The sequence below is a fragment of the Roseinatronobacter sp. NSM genome (genome assembly GCF_052379845.1).
GTDB lineage: Bacteria > Pseudomonadota > Alphaproteobacteria > Rhodobacterales > Rhodobacteraceae > Roseinatronobacter.
Genome location: NZ_JBQTCF010000004.1, coordinates 106,796 through 124,569 on the forward strand (window position 1 = coordinate 106,796; position 17,774 = coordinate 124,569).

Here is a 17,774-nt window from a genome sequence, read left to right on the forward strand (position 1 = left end):
GACTATCAGGCTTCAAACACGGTTGGAAGGGCGCGCTGTTCACGGTCCAGCCAGCTTGGCACCGGCAGGTTCTTACTATGCAGGAATTCGGGGTTGAACAGTTTGGACTGGTAGCGCGTGCCATAATCGCACAGGATGGTCACAATCACATGCCCCGGCCCCATGTCGCGCGCCATGCGCACCGCGCCTGCCACATTCACCCCGGAAGACCCGCCCAGGCACAGCCCCTCTTCGGCCAGCAGGTCAAACACATAGGGCAGCGCTTCATCATCAGGGATTTGTGCACAAAAATCAGGGGTGAACCCTTCCAGATTGGCAGTAATGCGCCCCTGCCCGATGCCTTCGGTAATGGACCCGCCTTCTGACTTCAGTTCCCCGCTGGTGTAAAAGCTATACAGCGCCGCGCCCAGCGGGTCGGCCAGACCGATTTTCACGCCCCTGGGCTGCAGCACCTGCGCCACGCCCGCCAAGGTCCCGCCAGACCCAACGGCGCAGATGAATCCGTCCACCTTGCCATCTGTCTGGTTCCAGATCTCCGGTCCAGTGGTTTCCACATGTGCCTGACGGTTGGCAACATTGTCAAACTGGTTGGCCCAGATGGCGCCATTGGGTTCGGTTTTGGCCAGCGCTTCGGCCAGACGGCCAGAATAACGCACATAATTGTCGGGGTTGCGATAGGGGGCGGCGGGAACCTCGACCAGTTCGGCCCCGGCCAGCCGCAGCATATCCTTTTTTTCCTGACTTTGGGTTTCTGGAATAACAATCACGGTCCTGAACCCCATGGATGCGCCCACAAGCGCCAGCCCGATTCCGGTGTTACCTGCGGTCCCTTCCACAATCGTGCCACCCGGTTTCAGCGCACCGCGCGCCACAGCATCGCGGATAATATACAGCGCCGCGCGGTCCTTGACGGATTGGCCGGGGTTCAGGAATTCCGCCTTGCCAAGGATTTCGCAGCCTGTCGCCTCGCTGGCCTTATTCAGCCGGATCAAGGGCGTGTTTCCGATGGCCTGTGCAAGGTTTGCGTAGCGCGTCATCAGGTTTCTCCAATATTCTCAAGACCATGGAAAGGTATTTTAACGCGGCATCCGGGATGATGCCGCCCCGTGTGGGCCGGGAAGCCGGGTGTGGGCAGGCAGGGCGCTGTTACAGCCGCCCATACCGTTTTGCCGTGCGCGCATATAACCACAGGCCAAAACTGCCAAGGGCCAATGCACCGGGATAATCCAGCGGCCTGATGGTGCCAATCAGGGTTTGCCCCTGCGCAACGGCCAAAGCCCCCCAGACCAGCGCCACCAAACTGGCCAGCATTCCCAGCGCCAGCACAAGCACTGACGCCCTGTCGCCCAGCAGCAACAACACCGCGCCCAGAACCCCCAGCCATATGCCCGCCGTTGTGGCCAATGCAGCCCAATCCGGCATGACGTTCAGAAAATCCCCCAGACCGAACGGCGCGGGTAAATGAATGATCGCGCCAAGCGCATCATATCGCGCCAACACATATTCCAACGCCAAAAACCCGAAACAGGCTGTTCCGACAACACCGAATACGGTCACCAATACGCCACGCGCCCGTTTTTCCGCCATGATAGACTCCCGCAACTATTTTCTGCAGATTGCCTTGCGCTGCGGGCAGTGTCCACCCCCAAGCGGATATGCCCCCGCCCACCATCATTCCTGAGGGGGGCGTGACAGGCCCAAGGCAGGGGGTCCCGCGTATCGTGCGTTGCGCGACATGCTCTAGCAAAAATGCCCTGTCGCGCGGGCGACAGGGCATAAAATCAACACCGCTGCGACCTGCCTGTGTCAGGCGGCCATCAAGGCGCGCACTTCGCTTTCTTTCAACGTCAGGCGCGCGGCAACATAGGCATCCTGCCCCGCCATGCTGGCCAGTTCCGGAAACAGCGCCAACAATTCATCGCGCTGCCGATCATCCATACCGCCAAGGGTTTTTTGTCCGGGCTGGAAACTCTCGCTCCAAGCACCCTCGCCGCGAATAATCTGATGGGCGGCGAACATCACATGCACATAATGGACCGGCGCGGTTTCGCGTTCGATTCCCGCCTGACCAACAAGATGCAGGGCAGGCACAAGCACCTCATGTTCGCCAAACAGCACTTCCGCACGCTGGCCACTGATCAAAATGCGGTGCCACGGCGACACGCGCAAATCACGCTGCGGCATTCCGTCCCCCAAAGCGCCAGCGCGAATGATGACCGCTGCATAGTCGGGGTTCTGCGCCACGTCGTCTTGCGTCAATTCGCGTGATCCGGCCCAGACGACCGGCAGATAGCCGTTGTCACGGGTCATGACCAAATCACCGGGAACAATCTGCTCCACGGGGCGGGGTCCTTGTGCAGTGTCAATCAGCGTGCCTGCCACGAAACACGGCACTGTCACATCGTCATCATCGGTCAGCTTGTTGTCGCCGTCCGTGCCTTCGGTGATGGCCGTTTCAACTGTCGGCGTAGAGGCAACTTCGATGGAGAGAATGTCACCGGGAAGCCACGGCCCTTCGGGGCTGAAGCTGTCACTGGGCGAGATGAAGGAAATTTCCGACCCGTCCGCCGCGGTCACTGTAAACGCGCTTGTCTGTCCGAATTGCGTGAAGGTTTCGCCAGTATCAGGGTCGACCTTCGTAAAACCGCCCCAGAAGGTGTAAACTTCGGTCAGTTCATATTCAACACCGTCAATGATGGTGGTCGACCCTATGGGAAGGGACTGGTCCACTGTTCCGGGGACTTCTTCAAATTCAACCCCGTCCAGCACGCCAACCAGATCTGATACCGCAGGGTCCGGGTCATAGCTGAAAACTGTGCGGAAACTTCCTGTGTCGACACCTGCCCCGCTTAGCCTGATCAGGTCATTGATTGTCACAGACATAATAATTCACCCTTATTCGCAACACCGAAACGTTTGAAACCGGCCCGATCATAACGAGTTCATGACCATAACCTTAGCCGAGCGCTGCTTCATCAACGTATATAATAATCGTTAAGTTTCAGCGATACTCCCACAATGTGGCACAATAACGGCAATATCTTTGGTGATAAAGATAAAATGATCATCGATGCGCAAATCAAGGAAACAATAGGCGGCACAGTGCCAAATTGACGATTCTGCCGAAACGCTGGTCCAGTCCCCACGCTGGACCACGCGCGCCCACCCCAAAGCATGATGTTCAGGATTCGTTTACCTACGCCACCGCCCGGCCCTGAATGCCGGTTAAGCCAGAACCCGCCGATACAGGTGCCATGATGCATGTCCCAGCACGGGCAACACGACAAACAAGCCCAGAAACATGGGCAGCATGGCCGCAAACAACAGCGCCGCAATAATTCCGGCCCAGACAGACATGACCCACAAGTTCTGCATCACAGCCGAGAACGAGGTGATCATCGCAGTGATGAAATCCACTTCCTTGTCCAGCAACAACGGCAGGCTAATGACCGACAAGGCGTATAAAACCGCCGCCATGCTGCCGCCAATCGCGCCACCCACCAGCAGCATCATCAGGCCCGGCCCGGACATCAACATGTCGAATGTCGAACTGGTAATGGGGCGCAGCCCGAAAAACAGCGCGAAAATGGTATGCGCAACAAACACCCAGAACATGAACGCCAGCATGATGACCATCGCCATGGACGGCACCTGCCGGTCGCGCTGCGCAAAAACACATCCTGCAACCGCGGCCCAGTTCAGGTCCTTGCCCTGCTCAATTCTGCGGCTGACCTCATACAGGCCGGTTGCGGCAAAGGGGGCAAGCAAGGGAAACCCCACTGCGACGGGGATGAACCACCAGCTTTGCCCCGACGCCAGAAAGATCGCATAGAGCACCAGCCCGCCCAGCACATACACCAGAGAAAACGCCAGCCCGAAGATGGGGGCCTGCCTGAAATCCGACCAGCCCGCACGCAATGCGGCAGCAAGGTCCGAAAGGCCAATGGTTTGCGGCGCTGGCACTATGGACGGGGGGCGATGGGTGCCTTGACTGGTGTTGTCGCTCATGATGTCCTCCATTCCCTTTTCGGGAATGATAGGGGTGCGACATTATGTCATGCAAGCGAATTTACACGCCCGCACGCGCGCTTAGTCGCTGGCATTCGCTTCAGCGCGGGATTTGCCGGACACATCCATGGCCAGCGTGGCCGCCATGAACCCGTCAAGCGCGCCGTCCAGCACCCCTTGCGTGTCCGAGGTTTCATGCGATGTGCGCAAATCCTTTACCATCTGGTAGGGGTGCAGCACATAAGACCGGATCTGGTTGCCCCAACCGGCATCGCCCTTGGCGTCATGGGCCGCTTCAATCGCTTCAGTGCGCTTGCGCAACTCCATCTCATACAGGCGCGATTTCAGCGCGTTCATCGCAATTTCACGGTTCTGGTGCTGCGATTTCTGGCTGGATGTGGTCACAATACCCGTGGGAATATGGGTAATCCGCACCGCCGAGTCGGTGGTGTTGACATGCTGCCCCCCCGCCCCGGATGAGCGATAGGTATCAATGCGGATATCAGACGGGTTGATCTCAATTTCGATATTGTCATCAACAACCGGATACACCCAGACCGAGCTGAAAGAGGTATGCCGCCGCGCCGACCCGTCAAAGGGTGAAATCCGCACCAGACGGTGCACACCGGATTCCGATTTCAGCCAGCCATAAGCATTATGGCCTGAAATCTTGTAAGCCACGGACCGGATGCCCGCTTCCTCGCCTGCGCTTTCGGACATCAATTCGACCGTGTAGCCCTTCTTTTCGGCCCAACGCACATACATGCGCGCCAGCATCGACGCCCAGTCGCAACTTTCGGTGCCGCCCGCGCCCGCGTTGATTTCAAGGAAGGTGTCGTTGCTGTCCGCTTCGCCATTGAGCAGCGCTTCCAGTTCCTTGGCAGCGGCGGATTTGGCCAGTTTGCGCAACTCCTCCTCGGCCTCGGCCACCACTTCGGTGTCACCCTCGGCCTCGCCCAGTTCAATCAGGCCGATCTGGTCTTCCAGTTCCTGCGCGATGCTGCGGTAGGTTCCCAGCGCATCCGCCAGAAGGCGGCGGTCGCGCATCAGGGCCTGTGCGCGGGCGGGGTCATTCCACAGGTCGGGGTTTTCAGTCATCGCATCGAATTCTTCCAGCCGGTGCGGCGCGGTTTCGATATCCATCCGCTGGCCAAGCAAGGCAAGTGATTTGCGGATCGCGTCAATGGTGCTAAGCGTCTCTGCGCGCATGGGGATCGTCCATTCCTGAAGCTGAAAGCTGGGCTTGTCCATAGCGCGACGACGCATCAGGGGCAAGTCGCCCGACCTGTGATCTTGTTTGCACGCGGCCGGTTCTTTGTATGAAGCCAGGCCATCATCAGCGGTTGTGGTGGGTTTTGGGGTGAAGGGGCGTTGAAGAAATGCCCAAGGCGCGGCGCAAAGGGCGCAGCCCGCCGCGCCATCGGCGGGCCGTCCCGCAGCCTGCCGATGCCCTGAAGGCGCGCCAAGCTTTTCGAGTCAGGAGTATGCCGCCTGCATAAAGTGAACGTCACTGACGTCGGATCGGCAGACCCCGGCCCGCTGACAGTGCGGGCTACATCCAAGGATAAAGGGCAGGTTCAACCTGTGCCCTAATACAACCCACCCGTGGAAACTGTGCCGAAACTTGCAGCCCCTCCGCCGCCGTCCCTGCCACTGGTGCGGTCATCGGGCAACTGGCCACGGCCTGAATCCTCGCGCTGCAATTCCTGATAGGACTCGCCGGGTTCAAACATCGGCAAATCGCCCCCCAAGGTAAACCCGCCATCGATAATGGCCGCCAGACCGAAGATCGGCTCCACCCCCTCGCGGAAGAATTCGGCAATGACATTCGGGCCAGTTGCCCCTTCGGGCAATCTTGCCCCTGAATGGCGGTCGATATTTATAAAATACCCGCCCGATGGCACGCGAAAGCGGCTGCCGCCGTATTTCTTGACGGCTTCTTGCATGAATTCGTTAAACACAGGGCCGCACATGGTGCCGCCCCCTGCACCGCGCCCCAACGGGCGGGGCTGGTCATAGCCGATATAACACCCGGCCACGATATTGGACGTATAGCCCACAAACCAGACGTCGCGCGCTTCGTTGGTGGTGCCGGTTTTTCCGGCGGTGGGCACGGGCAGGTTGACTGTGCGTGCCGCCGTGCCGCGCTGCACCACCCCTTCCATCATCGAGGTCAGCTGATACGCCGTGACCGCATCCATCACGCGCTGGCGCTGCGATGTAATCCAGGGCGCGCGCCCTTCCGGCAGGCTTGCTTCGCTGCAATCAACACAAGTGCGCTGGTCATGGCGATAGATGGTCTGGCCCCAGCGGTCCTGCACGCGGTCCACAAGCGTGGGTTCAACCCGCTCGCCCCCATTGGCAAACATCGCATAGGCCGCAACCATACGAAACAATGTGGTTTCCTGACTGCCAAGTGCCGCCGCCAGATATTGCTGGGACCTGTCATAAACCCCGAACCGTTCGGAATAGCCGCCCACAACATCCATGCCGATTTCCTGCGCCAGACGCACGGTCATCAGGTTGCGCGACATTTCAATGCCTGTGCGCACGGGCGTGGGGCCATAAAACTGGTTGCTGGCATTGGTGGGCCGCCAGATACCTTGCACTGTTTCCACCTCTATGGGGGCATCAATGACGATGGTGGCGGGCGTAAACCCGCTGTCCAATGCTGCGGCATACACAAACGGCTTGAACGCCGAACCGGGCTGGCGTTGGGCCTGTGTGGCGCGGTTGAACACCGAATATTCATAGGAGAACCCGCCCTGCATGGCGATGACACGGCCAGTATTGACATCCATTGCCATGAAACCGCCCTGCACTTCTGGCACCTGCCGCAAGGACCAGCGCTGGAAATTACCGGCATCATCGGTAACGCGGCGCACATGGACCACATCCCCCACTGTCAGATTGTCCGACAGCGACCCGCGCGCCCAGTTTATATCAGGGCGGTTGACGACATGGGGCGTATCCACATCGGCGCGCACATCTTCAATACCCAGCCGCACCTGATCGGGCGAAGCGTCCAGCACAACCGCAGGATACCAGCGCCCGCCAAGGGTAATGTCGCGCGCCACTTCAACCCGGGCCAGCGCCGCACGCCACGCAGCCTCGTCCAGCAGATCTTCCGCCTCCAGCCGCTCGCCGCTGGGGCGCAACTGGCCACGACTGCGGTCATAGTCTTCCAGCGCCCTTTGCAGCGCATGGGCCGCATGGGTCTGCATCTCGGGGTCGATGGTGGCGCGAATGCTCAGACCGCCGGTGAAGAATTCCTCCTCGCCGAAGGTGCCCGAAAGCTGGCGGCGCACTTCATCGGTGAAATAATCGCGCGGCGGGATAATGTCGCGCGGGCTGGCAAAATCGCCCGATTGCACGGTCAGCAGGGGCAGTTCGCGCGCGCGGTCATGTTCGGCGCGTGAAATATGGCCATTGCGCAGCATTTCGCCCAGCACATAATTGCGCCGCGCAACAACGCGGTCGCGGTTGCGCACAGGGTGGTAGTTTGACGGGGCCTGCGGCAAGGCCGCCAGAAACGCCGCTTCATGAAGTTCCAGATCATCCAGCGTCTTGTTGAAATAGGTCTGCGCGGCGGCAGTCACCCCATAGGAATTCTGGCCCAGAAAAATCTCGTTCAGATACAGCTCGAGGATCTGGTCCTTGGTCAGTGTCCCTTCCACGCGGCTGGCAAGGATAAGTTCCTTGATCTTGCGCTCTCCGGTGCGGTCGCCTGACAGCAGAAAGTTCTTCATCACCTGTTGGGTAATCGTGGACGCCCCGCGCACATTCCGCCCCCGAGAGGCGATGGCTTCATACCCGGCAACTGCAATCGCGCGCGGGTCAAACCCGGCATGGATATAGAAATTGCGGTCCTCGGCACTGATAAAGGCATTTTTCACCAGTTCGGGAATATCGGCCACAGGGGTGAAAAGCCGCCGTTCGATGGCGAATTCGTCAATCAACCGCCCTTCGCCGGAATAAATGCGGCTGATGGTGGGGGGGGTGTAATTGGCCAGTTGTTCATGGCTTGGCAAATCCTGCCCATACATCCAGAACACACCGCCTATGGCCAGTGCGACAAAAAACACAGCCGTTATGGCGAAGCTGAACAAACCGCCAAAAAAAGATAGAATCGTCCTGAGCACGCGTTACCCCTTGCACCGAATGGCGCGCTTATACGCCCATTCGCGCAGCGCGTCAAAAACCCCCGCTTCACGATTTCGGGTTTCGGACAAAACCCGCCGCCGCAGGCCCGCCACGCCCGCGCCTGCGCGCTATTGGCGGCGCAACAGGCTTTGGGCCTGATCTTCGCGCAGCCATGTTTCAATGGCATCGGCAATCGCGCCCGCCATGCGCGATATCCAGTCAGGATCGCGCAGATTGGCCATATCGCGCGGGCTGGACATGAACCCCAGTTCAATCAGCACCGACGGCATGTCAGGGGCGCGCAATACGCTGAAGGCCCCGGCCTGCACGGGGCGGCGATGCAACCGCAGCCCGGTCTGTGCAATGCCCTGCACCAGCGCTTCTGCCAGATGGCGCGAACGTGGTGCCGTATCCTGCCATGCAACCGACATCAGCACACGGGCAATTTCATCGCTGGTGCGCGCAAGGTCCACCCCCGCCAGAATGTCCGCGCGGTCATGGCGTTCGGCCAGATAGGCGGCGGCGGAATCGCCCTCGCCCTCGCCCAGCAGGTAAACAACGGTTCCCGTGGCCAGCCCTTCGGGCAGCGCATCGGCATGCAACGAAATGAACATATCGGCATTGGCGGCGCGCGCGGCCCTGATGCGCCCGTCAAGGGACACAAACACATCGGCGTCGCGCGTCATGGCCACATCGACCAGATCGCGGCGCAGCAATTCCTCGCGCAGGGTGCGCGCGAAGGCCAGCACCAGATCGGATTCGCGCACACCGTCGCGTTCGGCGCCCGGATCAACCCCGCCATGGCCGGGGTCCAGCATGACAACAGGGCGCCGCCGTTGGGGATTGCGCCCTGCCACATCGTCTGACGCGGGTGGGTGCAACAGGCCCGCGGGGTTGCGCGCAAGAAAATCCTGTTCTGGCATTGCGCGCTGTTCGAAGTGGTCGCGCGCCACGCGTGCCAGCACCACCTGAATGCGCGCCAGCCCAGTTTCAGGGTCAATGCGCTGGTCAACCTGTTGGGGCAGGAATGGCCCGTCCATATCCAGAACCAGCCGCGCCCAGCCATTGCCAAGCTGCCCTTTGCGCATGTTGCGCACCCCGACAGCGGGCAGCGCGACCACATCGCCCGCCTGCGCCCAGTCCACTGTTCCCAGATCCAGCACAAGACGCGGCGGCAGGGGCAACACGCGCACCCGATAGGGCACCGCCTGACTTAATGTCAGATCCAGCGTGATGGTGTGTGCATCCGCCTGAAGCTGCGTGCCCTGTGGCAAGATGCGGGCCTGCGCCCCCAGACGATTCTGCGCCTGTGCGCCCAGTGCCACCGATGATGCAACCAGAACACAAAAGACCCATAGCACCGCCTTCTTGGGCGAAATGACGTTCCTGCCGCTGTTCACCTGTCTGCCCGCTGCACTGCCCCTGTCCGGGCGCGACCCTACACCCAACTGCACCATTCGCAAATGCCCATCGCGCCGCTGTGCAGCGGGATTTGCCCGCCGCGCGATCAAATCTGCGAAAGCGGCGTTTTGTCCATATCCTTTGGGTTGATTCTACGGGGTCGACAGGGTTTAAGAAGGCAAAGAACAATTTTCCGGCCTTTGGCTGCACTGCAGCGCAAGGCCAGTTTCACAAGGAGTAGCGTATGACCCTTCCCGTGACCGACACCGCCCTTATCGGAACCTGCATGGCGGCGGCGGCCCTTGGGGTTCTGGTATTGTCCAGCGCCGGCGGGTCCGCCCCGGTGGACACAGCTGCGCAAACGCAGGCAGCCGTGTCCACCCAACCCGACACCGCAGATGCGGCGCTGGCACAACTGGGCGCGCAACCCGTGCCCGACACAATCGCAGTGGACGCCGAATTCGGCGAGAAGGTGCGCAGCTACCTGTTGCAAAACCCCGAAGTCATTTTCGAAGCGGTGGCCGAGTATGAAATGCGCAACACCGCCTCACAGGCCGACATGGACCTTGCGCTGATTGACGCCAATTATGACGAGATTTTCAATGACGGGGTGTCATGGGTGGGCGGTAACCCGGACGGGGACCTGACGCTTGTGGAATTCATGGATTATCAATGCGGGTTTTGCAAACGCGCCTATCCCGAAGTGACGGATTTTCTGGAACAGGATGGCAATGTGCGCCTGATCATCAAGGAATTCCCAATCCTTGGGCCAGAGTCCGAACTGGCATCGCGCTTTGCAATTGCAGTCAAGAAAATGGCGGGCGATGACGCCTATGGTGCCGCGCATTCCGCCCTGATCCAGCATGAGGGGCGCTACAGCCCCGACATGCTGACCGATCTTGCCGCCGATCTGGGCCTTGACGGTGACGCGGTGCTGGCGATGCTCAATGATGACGACATCACCAGCATTCTGGCTGATAATCGCGCGCTGGCCCAACGCCTGCAAATCAGCGGCACGCCCAGCTTCATCATGGAAACCGAATTCCTGCGCGGTTTTGTGCCCGCGGATACGCTGGCGCTGGTGGCTGAAAACCTGCGCGAGTAAACGCAGCCCCCCAATTCAGGCACGATCCGCCCCCGGCCGCCACCTTGCGCCGGGGGTTTTCATATCCGCACTGCGAAGGCCACCTTGACGCCCCGCTGTTTTACAGGCACTTCGCGCACATGCTGCATATAGACGACATATCATTCTCCATCGAAGGCAGGCCCCTGTTTGAAGGGGCGTCAGCCAATATTCCAACAGGCCACAAGGTCGGGCTGGTCGGGCGCAACGGCACGGGAAAAACCACGCTGTTTCGCATGATCAAGGGCGATCTGCCACTGGAAGGGGGGGCGATCACGCTGCCATCGCGCGCGCGCATCGGCGGCGTCGCGCAAGAAGTGCCGTCATCGTCAACGTCGCTGCTGGAAACAGTCCTGCAAGCCGATGTGGAACGCGCCGCCCTGATGGCGGAAGCCGAAACCACAACCGACCCCGCCCGCATTGCCGCCGTGCAAACCCGCCTTGCCGATATTGACGCATGGTCCGCCGAAGGGCGCGCAAGCGCCATCCTGAAGGGGCTGGGGTTTGACACCGCCGCACAAGCGCGCCCCTGTTCGGATTTTTCGGGCGGCTGGCGGATGCGGGTTGCGCTGGCGGGTGTGCTGTTTGCACAGCCTGACCTGTTGCTGCTGGACGAACCGACCAACTACCTGGACCTTGAAGGCGCGTTGTGGCTGGAAAGCTATCTGGCCAAATACCCGCATACTGTTCTTATCATCAGCCATGACCGCGGCTTGCTGAACCGCGCTGTCAGCCATATCCTGCATCTGGAAGACCGCAAACTGACGCTGTATGCGGGCAGTTACGACACCTTCGCGCGCACCCGCGCCGAACAGCGCGCCGTTCTGGCCGCCGAGGCGCAGAAAGTGTCGCTGAAACGCGACCATATGCAGAAATTCGTGGACCGTTTCCGCGCAAAGGCGTCCAAGGCAAAACAGGCGCAATCGCGGCTGAAAATGCTGGAAAAGCTGACGCCCATCACCCCGCCAGCGGAAGCCGCGCGCCATGTTTTCACCTTTCCTGCGCCAGAAGAACTGTCGCCGCCCATTTTGCGGCTGGACGGGGTTGCCGTGGGCTATGGCGGCCCGCCCATTCTGCGCGGGCTGGAACTGCGCATTGATCAAGATGACCGCATTGCCCTGCTTGGGCGCAATGGCGAAGGCAAATCAACGCTGTCGAAATTGCTGGCTGGCAAGCTGGAAGGCAACGGCCAGCTGACGCGCGCCAACAAGCTGCGCGTGGGGTATTTCGCCCAGCATCAGGTGGATGAACTGGACCTGGATGAAACGCCCCTGCAACATCTGCAGCGCATGCGCCCGACGGAGGCGCCGCCGCGCCTGCGCGCGCGGCTGGCAGGCTTCGGTCTGATGGCCGATCAGGCGGAAACAGTGGTTGCACGCCTGTCGGGGGGACAAAAAGCGCGCCTGTCGCTACTGCTGGCCACGCTGGATGCGCCGCATATGCTGATTCTGGACGAACCGACAAACCACCTGGACATCGAATCGCGCGAAGCGCTTGTGGATGCGCTGACTGTTTATACCGGCGCTGTGGTGCTGGTCAGCCATGACATGCATTTGCTGTCACTGGTGGCCGACAGGCTTTGGCTGGTGTCCGGCGGCAAGGTCACGCCCTATGAAGGTGATCTTGAAAGCTATCGCGCGTTCCTGCTGTCCAATGATGACAAACCCGCGCGCGAAAAACCCAGCGCGCCCAAACCCAAACGCGCCACCCGTGAAGATATTGCAACCCTGCGCAGCGAGCTGCGCAAGGCCGAAGCCCGCATCGAAAAGCTGGAAGACATGCGCAGCAAACTGGCCACAAAACTGGCCGATACCGAACTGTATGAACAGGGCCGCGAAGGGGATCTGGGCGTGTGGCAGCGCAAATATGCTGAAGTGATGGACGCGCTGGACCGCGCGGAAACCATGTGGGTGGCCGCGCAAGAAGCACTGGACGGCGCACAAAACGCCTGACGGCGACAAGCGGGCCTACCCCATCAGGGCCGTGTCCTTACCCATTTCGTCATAGCGGATTTTCAGCCGCTGCAGCGCAATGCGCAACACAATCTTGCCCGACCGCGCGGACCACCCCAGCGCGGTTTCAGCCGCTTCCACCCCTTGCAGATAGCAGCAACACCGCAGCGCAATATCCCCCAACCCCGGCCCCAGATCGCGCAGCACATCCAGCACGCGCAGCCGCGCCGCCCGTGTTCCGGGGGCTGCAATATTTGGACCGGGCAACTTGCGCGCCTTCAGCACTTCGACAAGGTTTTCAACAGGCTGCAGCGGCACATTGTCCAGCTGGGCCATGACATAATCCTCGCGCAGGCGTTCGGCGACAGCGGCAAGGTCGGGGTGCAAAAACAGCTTGCCGGATTTTTCCCGCCGCCGCGCCAGAATGCTGACAGGGGTTTCAGCCGGGCCATAGCGCGTCCGCCGTCCTGCGCCCTGCGCATCCGCTGCGGGCGCATGCGCATCATTGGCCCCATGCGCCAACAGCGCCGCTTCGCCCGTCGGGGTAATCCGGTAACACGCCACCCGCCCGGGCCGCGAACAACATATCCAATCCTGCAGGGCCATAACTTCGGCGATATCCCGGTCCAGCACCGCAATGCGCTGTGTGGTGCCGCTGCCGGTTTCCAGAATGACCACGGCCTTGGGCATCTGGGCGGCCACCACCAGAACCGCGCCCGGCGTTTTCAGGTGGCGCAGCACAGCCATCACATCTTCGTCGGTGCCTGCAGCCCCAAGACTGGGGGGCACAGCGCCACTTTTGGCAGGTTTCATGACAGGTTCCCTTCGGTATGGACCGGGCAATGGTGCGCGTATGGCGTTGTCCAGACGGGTCAGCGCGTCATCAACAAGCGGGTCATCGCGGCGATTTTCAAACCTGCGCACCTGCCGCAACACTGTTGAGGCATGACACCCCCGCTTGCGGGCAATCGCGCGCAAGGACAGCCCCCCCGCCGTGTGCGACAGATACACCCTGACCCCCTCGGGCACCCAATCGGGTAGCGTCTCCACCTGACAGGGGTGGGGGTCTGCGGGTCGGCACGGGTTCGCACTCATCAGGATCATGCTCCTTTTTCACAACACCACCTAAGATTGCATTGGTTACCGATTTCTAAACAATCGAGCGTCCGGCAATCATGACTAAGAAACAATAAACCCTGCTGAACGCATCGCGCGCACCCGCACAAGTCACGCAACACTCGGTTTTCCATGGCAAGATGGGGACCTTGACGATTCAGGAGTTCGGGAATGAAGACGCTGCGCAACAATTTGGAAACAACAATTCGCCCTCGCCTTTTGGTTGTGGCAGCGCGGCATGCAACAGAGGATTACTGCCGCGATAGCGTTCTGCCACGGGTGTTGGGCCTGCCACTGGCAAGCGCCCTGCCCCCGCCGCAACAGGCAATCCACCAGCTGACAATGCTGGAAACAGACATGGAACAGGCGCGGCGCTACCATGATGCGCGCTGGCGCGTGGCCGAACATGTTTTGGTGATGGCGGCGCTGATGGCCGAAACGGCCACGCTGCGCGCACAGCAAAACGGGACCATCCCTTTGCGTGCAGTTCAGGCATGCTAGCCACGCGGCCCCCGCGGCCCCCGTGCCGTGGCCGCGGGCACGTCAGTCGGCGGTGGGCTGCGCAGCCGCGTCTTGCACCGCAGCAAGCGCCATATCCAGAACCTCTGGCCCGGCGCCGGCGCGATGCGCGTTTTCAGACAGCACACGACGCCATGCCCGCGCCCCCGGCTTGCCCGCAAAAAGCCCCAGCATGTGGCGCGTGATGCTGGCCAACCGCACGCCCCGCGACACTTCGCGCTGGATATACGGGCGCATGGCCTGCAGCACGTCAAACGCATCGCGGCCCTGTGCCATGTCCCCAAAAATCATATCATCGGCATCTTGCAAAATATCGGCAGGCCGCTGATACGCCGCACGCCCGATCATCACGCCGTCAAGCCCCTGATCCAGCAAATCACGCGCCTGCACCAGCGACGTGACACCACCATTGACCGAGATATGCAGGTGGGGAAATGCAGCTTTCATCGCCACAACCAGCGGGTAATCCAAGGGTGGAATTTCGCGGTTGTCCTTGGGCGACAAGCCTTGCAGCCACGCCTTGCGGGCATGAATGATGACACGGCGCACCCCCGCCTTGTCAAGCGTGTCCAGAAACCCCGGCAGCACAGTTTCGGGATGCTGGTCATCTACGCCGATGCGGCATTTCACGGTCACTTCGGCAGGGCTGGCCGCGATCATGGCGGCGCATATCTCCCCGACAAGCGCGGGATGTTCCATCAACACCGCCCCAAAACTGCCAGATTGCACCCTGTCGGACGGGCAGCCGCAATTCAGATTGATTTCCTGATATCCCGCCTGAAAACCAAGCGCTGCCGCCTGCGCCAGTTCACGCGGATCAGACCCGCCCAGTTGCAGCGCGACCGGATGCTCGGCGGCGTCATGGTCCAGCAAATGCACCGCCCCCCCCCGCACCAGCGCGGGCGCGGTCACCATTTCCGTGTAAAGCAGGCTGTGGCGCGAAAACTGACGATGGAAGAACCGGCAATGCCTGTCGGTCCAGTCCATCATCGGGGCAACGGACAGGCGGGAATTGTCGATTTCCGTTTTTTTTATTGGCTTTTCCAGCATATATCCTGTTTCTCACATCGTCGTATTTGGCGCCGAACTGGCATATTTGGACGGATACATCCACCCTGGCACGTTATGGAATACCAGAAAACCACGTTTGGGATACCGAAAATGGGCACAACCATCGAACGCAAACGGGCAGATGTGTGGATTGTCACTTCTGTAACTGACCCGGCAACAGCAGAACTTGTCACGGGGTCAGGTGTTGGCATTTCCTCGGGCTTGCTGTGCTGGGTGGTGGCCATGGGGGCCTGTGCGACGCCCAGTATTGGGCATGTGAGATCAGTGCTCCGGGGCATACCGTCAGCTTGGGGCCCGTAACGCGGGACGGGATCATACCCGGGATCGGGGACCCGGGGCGCTTGGCCAGACAGCAGGGGGGGGCTGAAGGCGGGATGGCCTGAAACAGTCACCCATGGCGCGGGCTTCATCCAAGTGCCAACGTCCCCTTCAGGCCAAACTCATCAAAAAACCCAAGACGCCCCCCAACCTGCAGCCTGAACATAATCCAAGCATTTTCCCGCCGAGCGATTTGCAGGCCTGCACGGGGATCCCTAGCTTCAGGACAGGCGCGCGGCGAACCTGTCGCGCACTGCCCATAAAACAGGAGATTGCAATGAGTTTGAAGAAAATCCTCGCCTCGACCGTGCTGGCCGCATCCATGGCGGGTGCCCCTGTGCTGGCACCTGTGGCCATGGCCCAGGACCAGATCGATGGTGCAGCCATTGCCGCCGAAAGCGATATGGTCGATGCCTTCATCGAAGCGGCGCTGGCCGTCAATGAAGTCCGCGAAGGATATATGGCCCGGATCGAGGCGGAATCAGACCAGAATGCCCAGATGGAAATTCTGGAAGCCGCCGACGCAGCCATGCTGCAAGCCGTGGAGGAAACGCCGGGTATTACGCTGGACGAATACATTGCCATCGCCAATGCCGCAGCAGAAGACCCTGAACTGGCCGCGCGCATCGATGCCCGCTTTACCGAAGCGCATATGGGCGGCTGACGCCCCGTCAGAGTGTGAACACAATAAAACGGGCGGGGTGCACAAACAGCACCCCGCCCTTGTTTTGTGCCGCCGCCCAGCGGCGTATAGCGTATTGCACAAAATCGGGAACCGGAGTCATGCAAAAAAAACGCGCGACCCTAAAGGGTTAGAATGGGTCGCGTGAATGCCAATGAACGCGGGCACACACTCTAGCGTTCGATCGTGACACGTTCCATGCGGTCAGGCGTGCCGACCACGGCACCATTGCCACCCGTGCCGCGCTTGATGGCGTCCAGCACCTCGAACCCGTCCATCATCTGGCCCACAACAGTATATTGCCCGTTCAGATGGGGCGCAGGGGCGAACATGATGAAAAACTGGCTGTTGGCGCTGTCGGGGCTTTGTGACCGCGCCATCCCGACGACACCGCGTTCAAAGGGTTGATTGGTGAACTCCGCGCGCAGATTGGGCAAATCCGACCCGCCAGTGCCCCAACGGCGTGGATTGGACGCATCCTTACCATGTTCCACATCGCCCGTCTGGGCCATGAAGCCGTCAATCACGCGGTGAAACACCACGCCGTCATAATCGCCACGTTCGGCCAATGTGACCAGACGTTCCACATGGTTTGGGGCCAGATCGTCGCGCAGGGCTATGCGAATTTCGCCCATAGCTTCGCCAGCCACATCAATGACCATTACAGGGCCGGAATGGTCCGCAGGCACCGAAGTGTCGGCATTGGCGCGCGTCACGCTGTGCCATGACGCACCCAAAATACCCAGACCAACCGCGAACAGACCTGCAAACAGCAGTTTATCACGCATCAGCGGCCACCTTCACGCTGATCATCTTGTCAGGGGTCGCAGGCGGTTCGCCGCGGGTAATGGCGTCGACATGTTCCATGCCGGAAATGACGCGGCCATACACGGTATATTGACGGTTCAGGAAATGGTTATCCCCGAAATTGATGAAAAACTGGCTGTTGGCGCTGTCGGGGTTTTGCGACCGTGCCGCGCCCAAGGTGCCACGATCATGGGGCACGCCGGAAAATTCCGCCTTCAGGTTGGGCAGGTCAGACCCGCCGGTGCCTGCGCGGCGCAGGTCGAAATCACGTTCGGTATTGCCATTGGCCACATCGCCGGTCTGGGCCATGAACCCTTCAATCACGCGGTGAAACACAACATTGTCATACGCCCCGGCACGCGCCAGTTCCTTCATGCGTGCGCAATGCCCCGGCGCCACATCGGGCAGCAGTTCGATTGTGACAGTGCCGGTTTTCAACTCCATCAGGATGGTGTTTTCGGGGTCTTTGATCTCGGCCATCTTTGGCGCTCCTTCTGATCTGGTCTGGGGCGCAACCTAATGCGTCTTGTCCCCAAGGAAAAGCCCCGCCTTGCGCATGTGTTGTGCGGCATTGGGCCGACTTGGCATTGACCCCGCCCCCCCTTTCGCGCCAGATAGCGGCAACGTGATCAGG

Annotated in this window: 15 protein-coding genes; 4 read left to right on the forward strand and 11 right to left on the reverse strand. The window is 60.6% G+C overall.

Annotated elements, in window-relative coordinates:
- Positions 1–5: 5 nt before the first annotated feature.
- The 7 genes from ACTZWY_RS03620 to ACTZWY_RS03650 form a co-directional block, all read right to left on the reverse strand.
- Entirely contained in the window at positions 6–1,037 is a 1,032-nt protein-coding gene (locus tag ACTZWY_RS03620) for a cysteine synthase A (protein WP_444789316.1), read from the reverse strand.
- A gap of 109 nt (positions 1,038–1,146) precedes the next feature.
- On the reverse strand, positions 1,147–1,587 hold the full coding sequence (locus ACTZWY_RS03625; protein WP_444789317.1) for a hypothetical protein: 441 nt from the start codon (positions 1,585–1,587) through the stop codon (positions 1,147–1,149).
- Between the two features lie 219 nt (positions 1,588–1,806).
- Positions 1,807–2,883 (reverse strand): Hint domain-containing protein, encoded by a 1,077-nt coding sequence (locus ACTZWY_RS03630; protein ID WP_444789318.1) that lies wholly within the window; start codon positions 2,881–2,883, stop codon positions 1,807–1,809.
- A gap of 342 nt (positions 2,884–3,225) precedes the next feature.
- A complete protein-coding gene (locus tag ACTZWY_RS03635; RefSeq protein ID WP_444789319.1) occupies positions 3,226–4,008 on the reverse strand; it encodes a DUF2189 domain-containing protein in 783 nt (260 codons plus the stop codon).
- A gap of 81 nt (positions 4,009–4,089) precedes the next feature.
- Positions 4,090–5,217 (reverse strand): peptide chain release factor 2, encoded by a 1,128-nt coding sequence (gene prfB / locus ACTZWY_RS03640; RefSeq protein WP_444789379.1) that lies wholly within the window; start codon positions 5,215–5,217, stop codon positions 4,090–4,092.
- Between the two features lie 380 nt (positions 5,218–5,597).
- Positions 5,598–8,150 (reverse strand): penicillin-binding protein 1A, encoded by a 2,553-nt coding sequence (locus ACTZWY_RS03645; RefSeq protein ID WP_444789320.1) that lies wholly within the window; start codon positions 8,148–8,150, stop codon positions 5,598–5,600.
- Positions 8,151–8,279: 129 nt separating this feature from the next.
- Positions 8,280–9,551: an N-acetylmuramoyl-L-alanine amidase gene (locus tag ACTZWY_RS03650; protein WP_444789321.1), complete on the reverse strand. Its 1,272-nt coding sequence runs from the start codon at positions 9,549–9,551 to the stop codon at positions 8,280–8,282.
- 245 nt (positions 9,552–9,796) lie between these two features.
- On the opposite strand from ACTZWY_RS03650, the gene ACTZWY_RS03655 reads away from it, so the two are divergent.
- Positions 9,797–10,657 (forward strand): DsbA family protein, encoded by an 861-nt coding sequence (locus ACTZWY_RS03655; protein ID WP_444789322.1) that lies wholly within the window; start codon positions 9,797–9,799, stop codon positions 10,655–10,657.
- A 119-nt stretch (positions 10,658–10,776) separates the two neighbouring features.
- A complete protein-coding gene (locus ACTZWY_RS03660; RefSeq protein ID WP_444789323.1) occupies positions 10,777–12,627 on the forward strand; it encodes an ABC-F family ATP-binding cassette domain-containing protein in 1,851 nt (616 codons plus the stop codon).
- A gap of 15 nt (positions 12,628–12,642) precedes the next feature.
- Here ACTZWY_RS03660 and ACTZWY_RS03665 read toward each other — a convergent pair whose 3' ends face one another.
- Positions 12,643–13,722 (reverse strand): DUF6456 domain-containing protein, encoded by a 1,080-nt coding sequence (locus ACTZWY_RS03665; protein ID WP_444789324.1) that lies wholly within the window; start codon positions 13,720–13,722, stop codon positions 12,643–12,645.
- A 192-nt stretch (positions 13,723–13,914) separates the two neighbouring features.
- On the opposite strand from ACTZWY_RS03665, the gene ACTZWY_RS03670 reads away from it, so the two are divergent.
- Positions 13,915–14,244: a DUF6477 family protein gene (locus ACTZWY_RS03670; protein WP_444789325.1), complete on the forward strand. Its 330-nt coding sequence runs from the start codon at positions 13,915–13,917 to the stop codon at positions 14,242–14,244.
- A gap of 42 nt (positions 14,245–14,286) precedes the next feature.
- Here ACTZWY_RS03670 and dusA read toward each other — a convergent pair whose 3' ends face one another.
- Positions 14,287–15,312, reverse strand: a complete 1,026-nt coding sequence (dusA, locus tag ACTZWY_RS03675; protein WP_444789326.1) for a tRNA dihydrouridine(20/20a) synthase DusA — start codon at positions 15,310–15,312, stop codon at positions 14,287–14,289.
- A gap of 616 nt (positions 15,313–15,928) precedes the next feature.
- Between dusA and ACTZWY_RS03680 the strand changes: the two genes are divergently transcribed.
- Complete coding sequence (locus ACTZWY_RS03680) at positions 15,929–16,315, forward strand: DUF4168 domain-containing protein (RefSeq protein WP_444789327.1); 387 nt, start codon at positions 15,929–15,931, stop codon at positions 16,313–16,315.
- Positions 16,316–16,506: 191 nt separating this feature from the next.
- Here ACTZWY_RS03680 and ACTZWY_RS03685 read toward each other — a convergent pair whose 3' ends face one another.
- Both ACTZWY_RS03685 and ACTZWY_RS03690 read right to left on the reverse strand, forming a co-directional pair.
- Positions 16,507–17,124: a peptidylprolyl isomerase gene (locus ACTZWY_RS03685; protein ID WP_444789380.1), complete on the reverse strand. Its 618-nt coding sequence runs from the start codon at positions 17,122–17,124 to the stop codon at positions 16,507–16,509.
- Positions 17,114–17,620 (reverse strand): peptidylprolyl isomerase, encoded by a 507-nt coding sequence (locus ACTZWY_RS03690; protein ID WP_444789328.1) that lies wholly within the window; start codon positions 17,618–17,620, stop codon positions 17,114–17,116. The genes ACTZWY_RS03685 and ACTZWY_RS03690 overlap by 11 nt, the downstream gene beginning before the upstream one ends.
- Positions 17,621–17,774 lie beyond the last annotated feature (154 nt).

What these genes read in the sequence shown, in the direction of transcription:
- ACTZWY_RS03620 (WP_444789316.1), bottom strand. Translation starts at nt 1,037, where the DNA reads ATGACGCGCTACGCAAACCTTGCACAGGCCATCGGAAACACGCCCTTG.
- ACTZWY_RS03625 (WP_444789317.1), bottom strand. Translation starts at nt 1,587, where the DNA reads ATGGCGGAAAAACGGGCGCGTGGCGTATTGGTGACCGTATTCGGTGTT.
- ACTZWY_RS03630 (WP_444789318.1), bottom strand. Translation starts at nt 2,883, where the DNA reads ATGTCTGTGACAATCAATGACCTGATCAGGCTAAGCGGGGCAGGTGTC.
- ACTZWY_RS03635 (WP_444789319.1), bottom strand. Translation starts at nt 4,008, where the DNA reads ATGAGCGACAACACCAGTCAAGGCACCCATCGCCCCCCGTCCATAGTG.
- prfB (WP_444789379.1), bottom strand. Translation starts at nt 5,217, where the DNA reads ATGCGCGCAGAGACGCTTAGCACCATTGACGCGATCCGCAAATCACTT.
- ACTZWY_RS03655 (WP_444789322.1), top strand. Translation starts at nt 9,797, where the DNA reads ATGACCCTTCCCGTGACCGACACCGCCCTTATCGGAACCTGCATGGCG.
- ACTZWY_RS03660 (WP_444789323.1), top strand. Translation starts at nt 10,777, where the DNA reads ATGCTGCATATAGACGACATATCATTCTCCATCGAAGGCAGGCCCCTG.
- ACTZWY_RS03665 (WP_444789324.1), bottom strand. Translation starts at nt 13,722, where the DNA reads ATGAGTGCGAACCCGTGCCGACCCGCAGACCCCCACCCCTGTCAGGTG.
- ACTZWY_RS03670 (WP_444789325.1), top strand. Translation starts at nt 13,915, where the DNA reads ATGAAGACGCTGCGCAACAATTTGGAAACAACAATTCGCCCTCGCCTT.
- dusA (WP_444789326.1), bottom strand. Translation starts at nt 15,312, where the DNA reads ATGCTGGAAAAGCCAATAAAAAAAACGGAAATCGACAATTCCCGCCTG.
- ACTZWY_RS03680 (WP_444789327.1), top strand. Translation starts at nt 15,929, where the DNA reads ATGAGTTTGAAGAAAATCCTCGCCTCGACCGTGCTGGCCGCATCCATG.
- ACTZWY_RS03690 (WP_444789328.1), bottom strand. Translation starts at nt 17,620, where the DNA reads ATGGCCGAGATCAAAGACCCCGAAAACACCATCCTGATGGAGTTGAAA.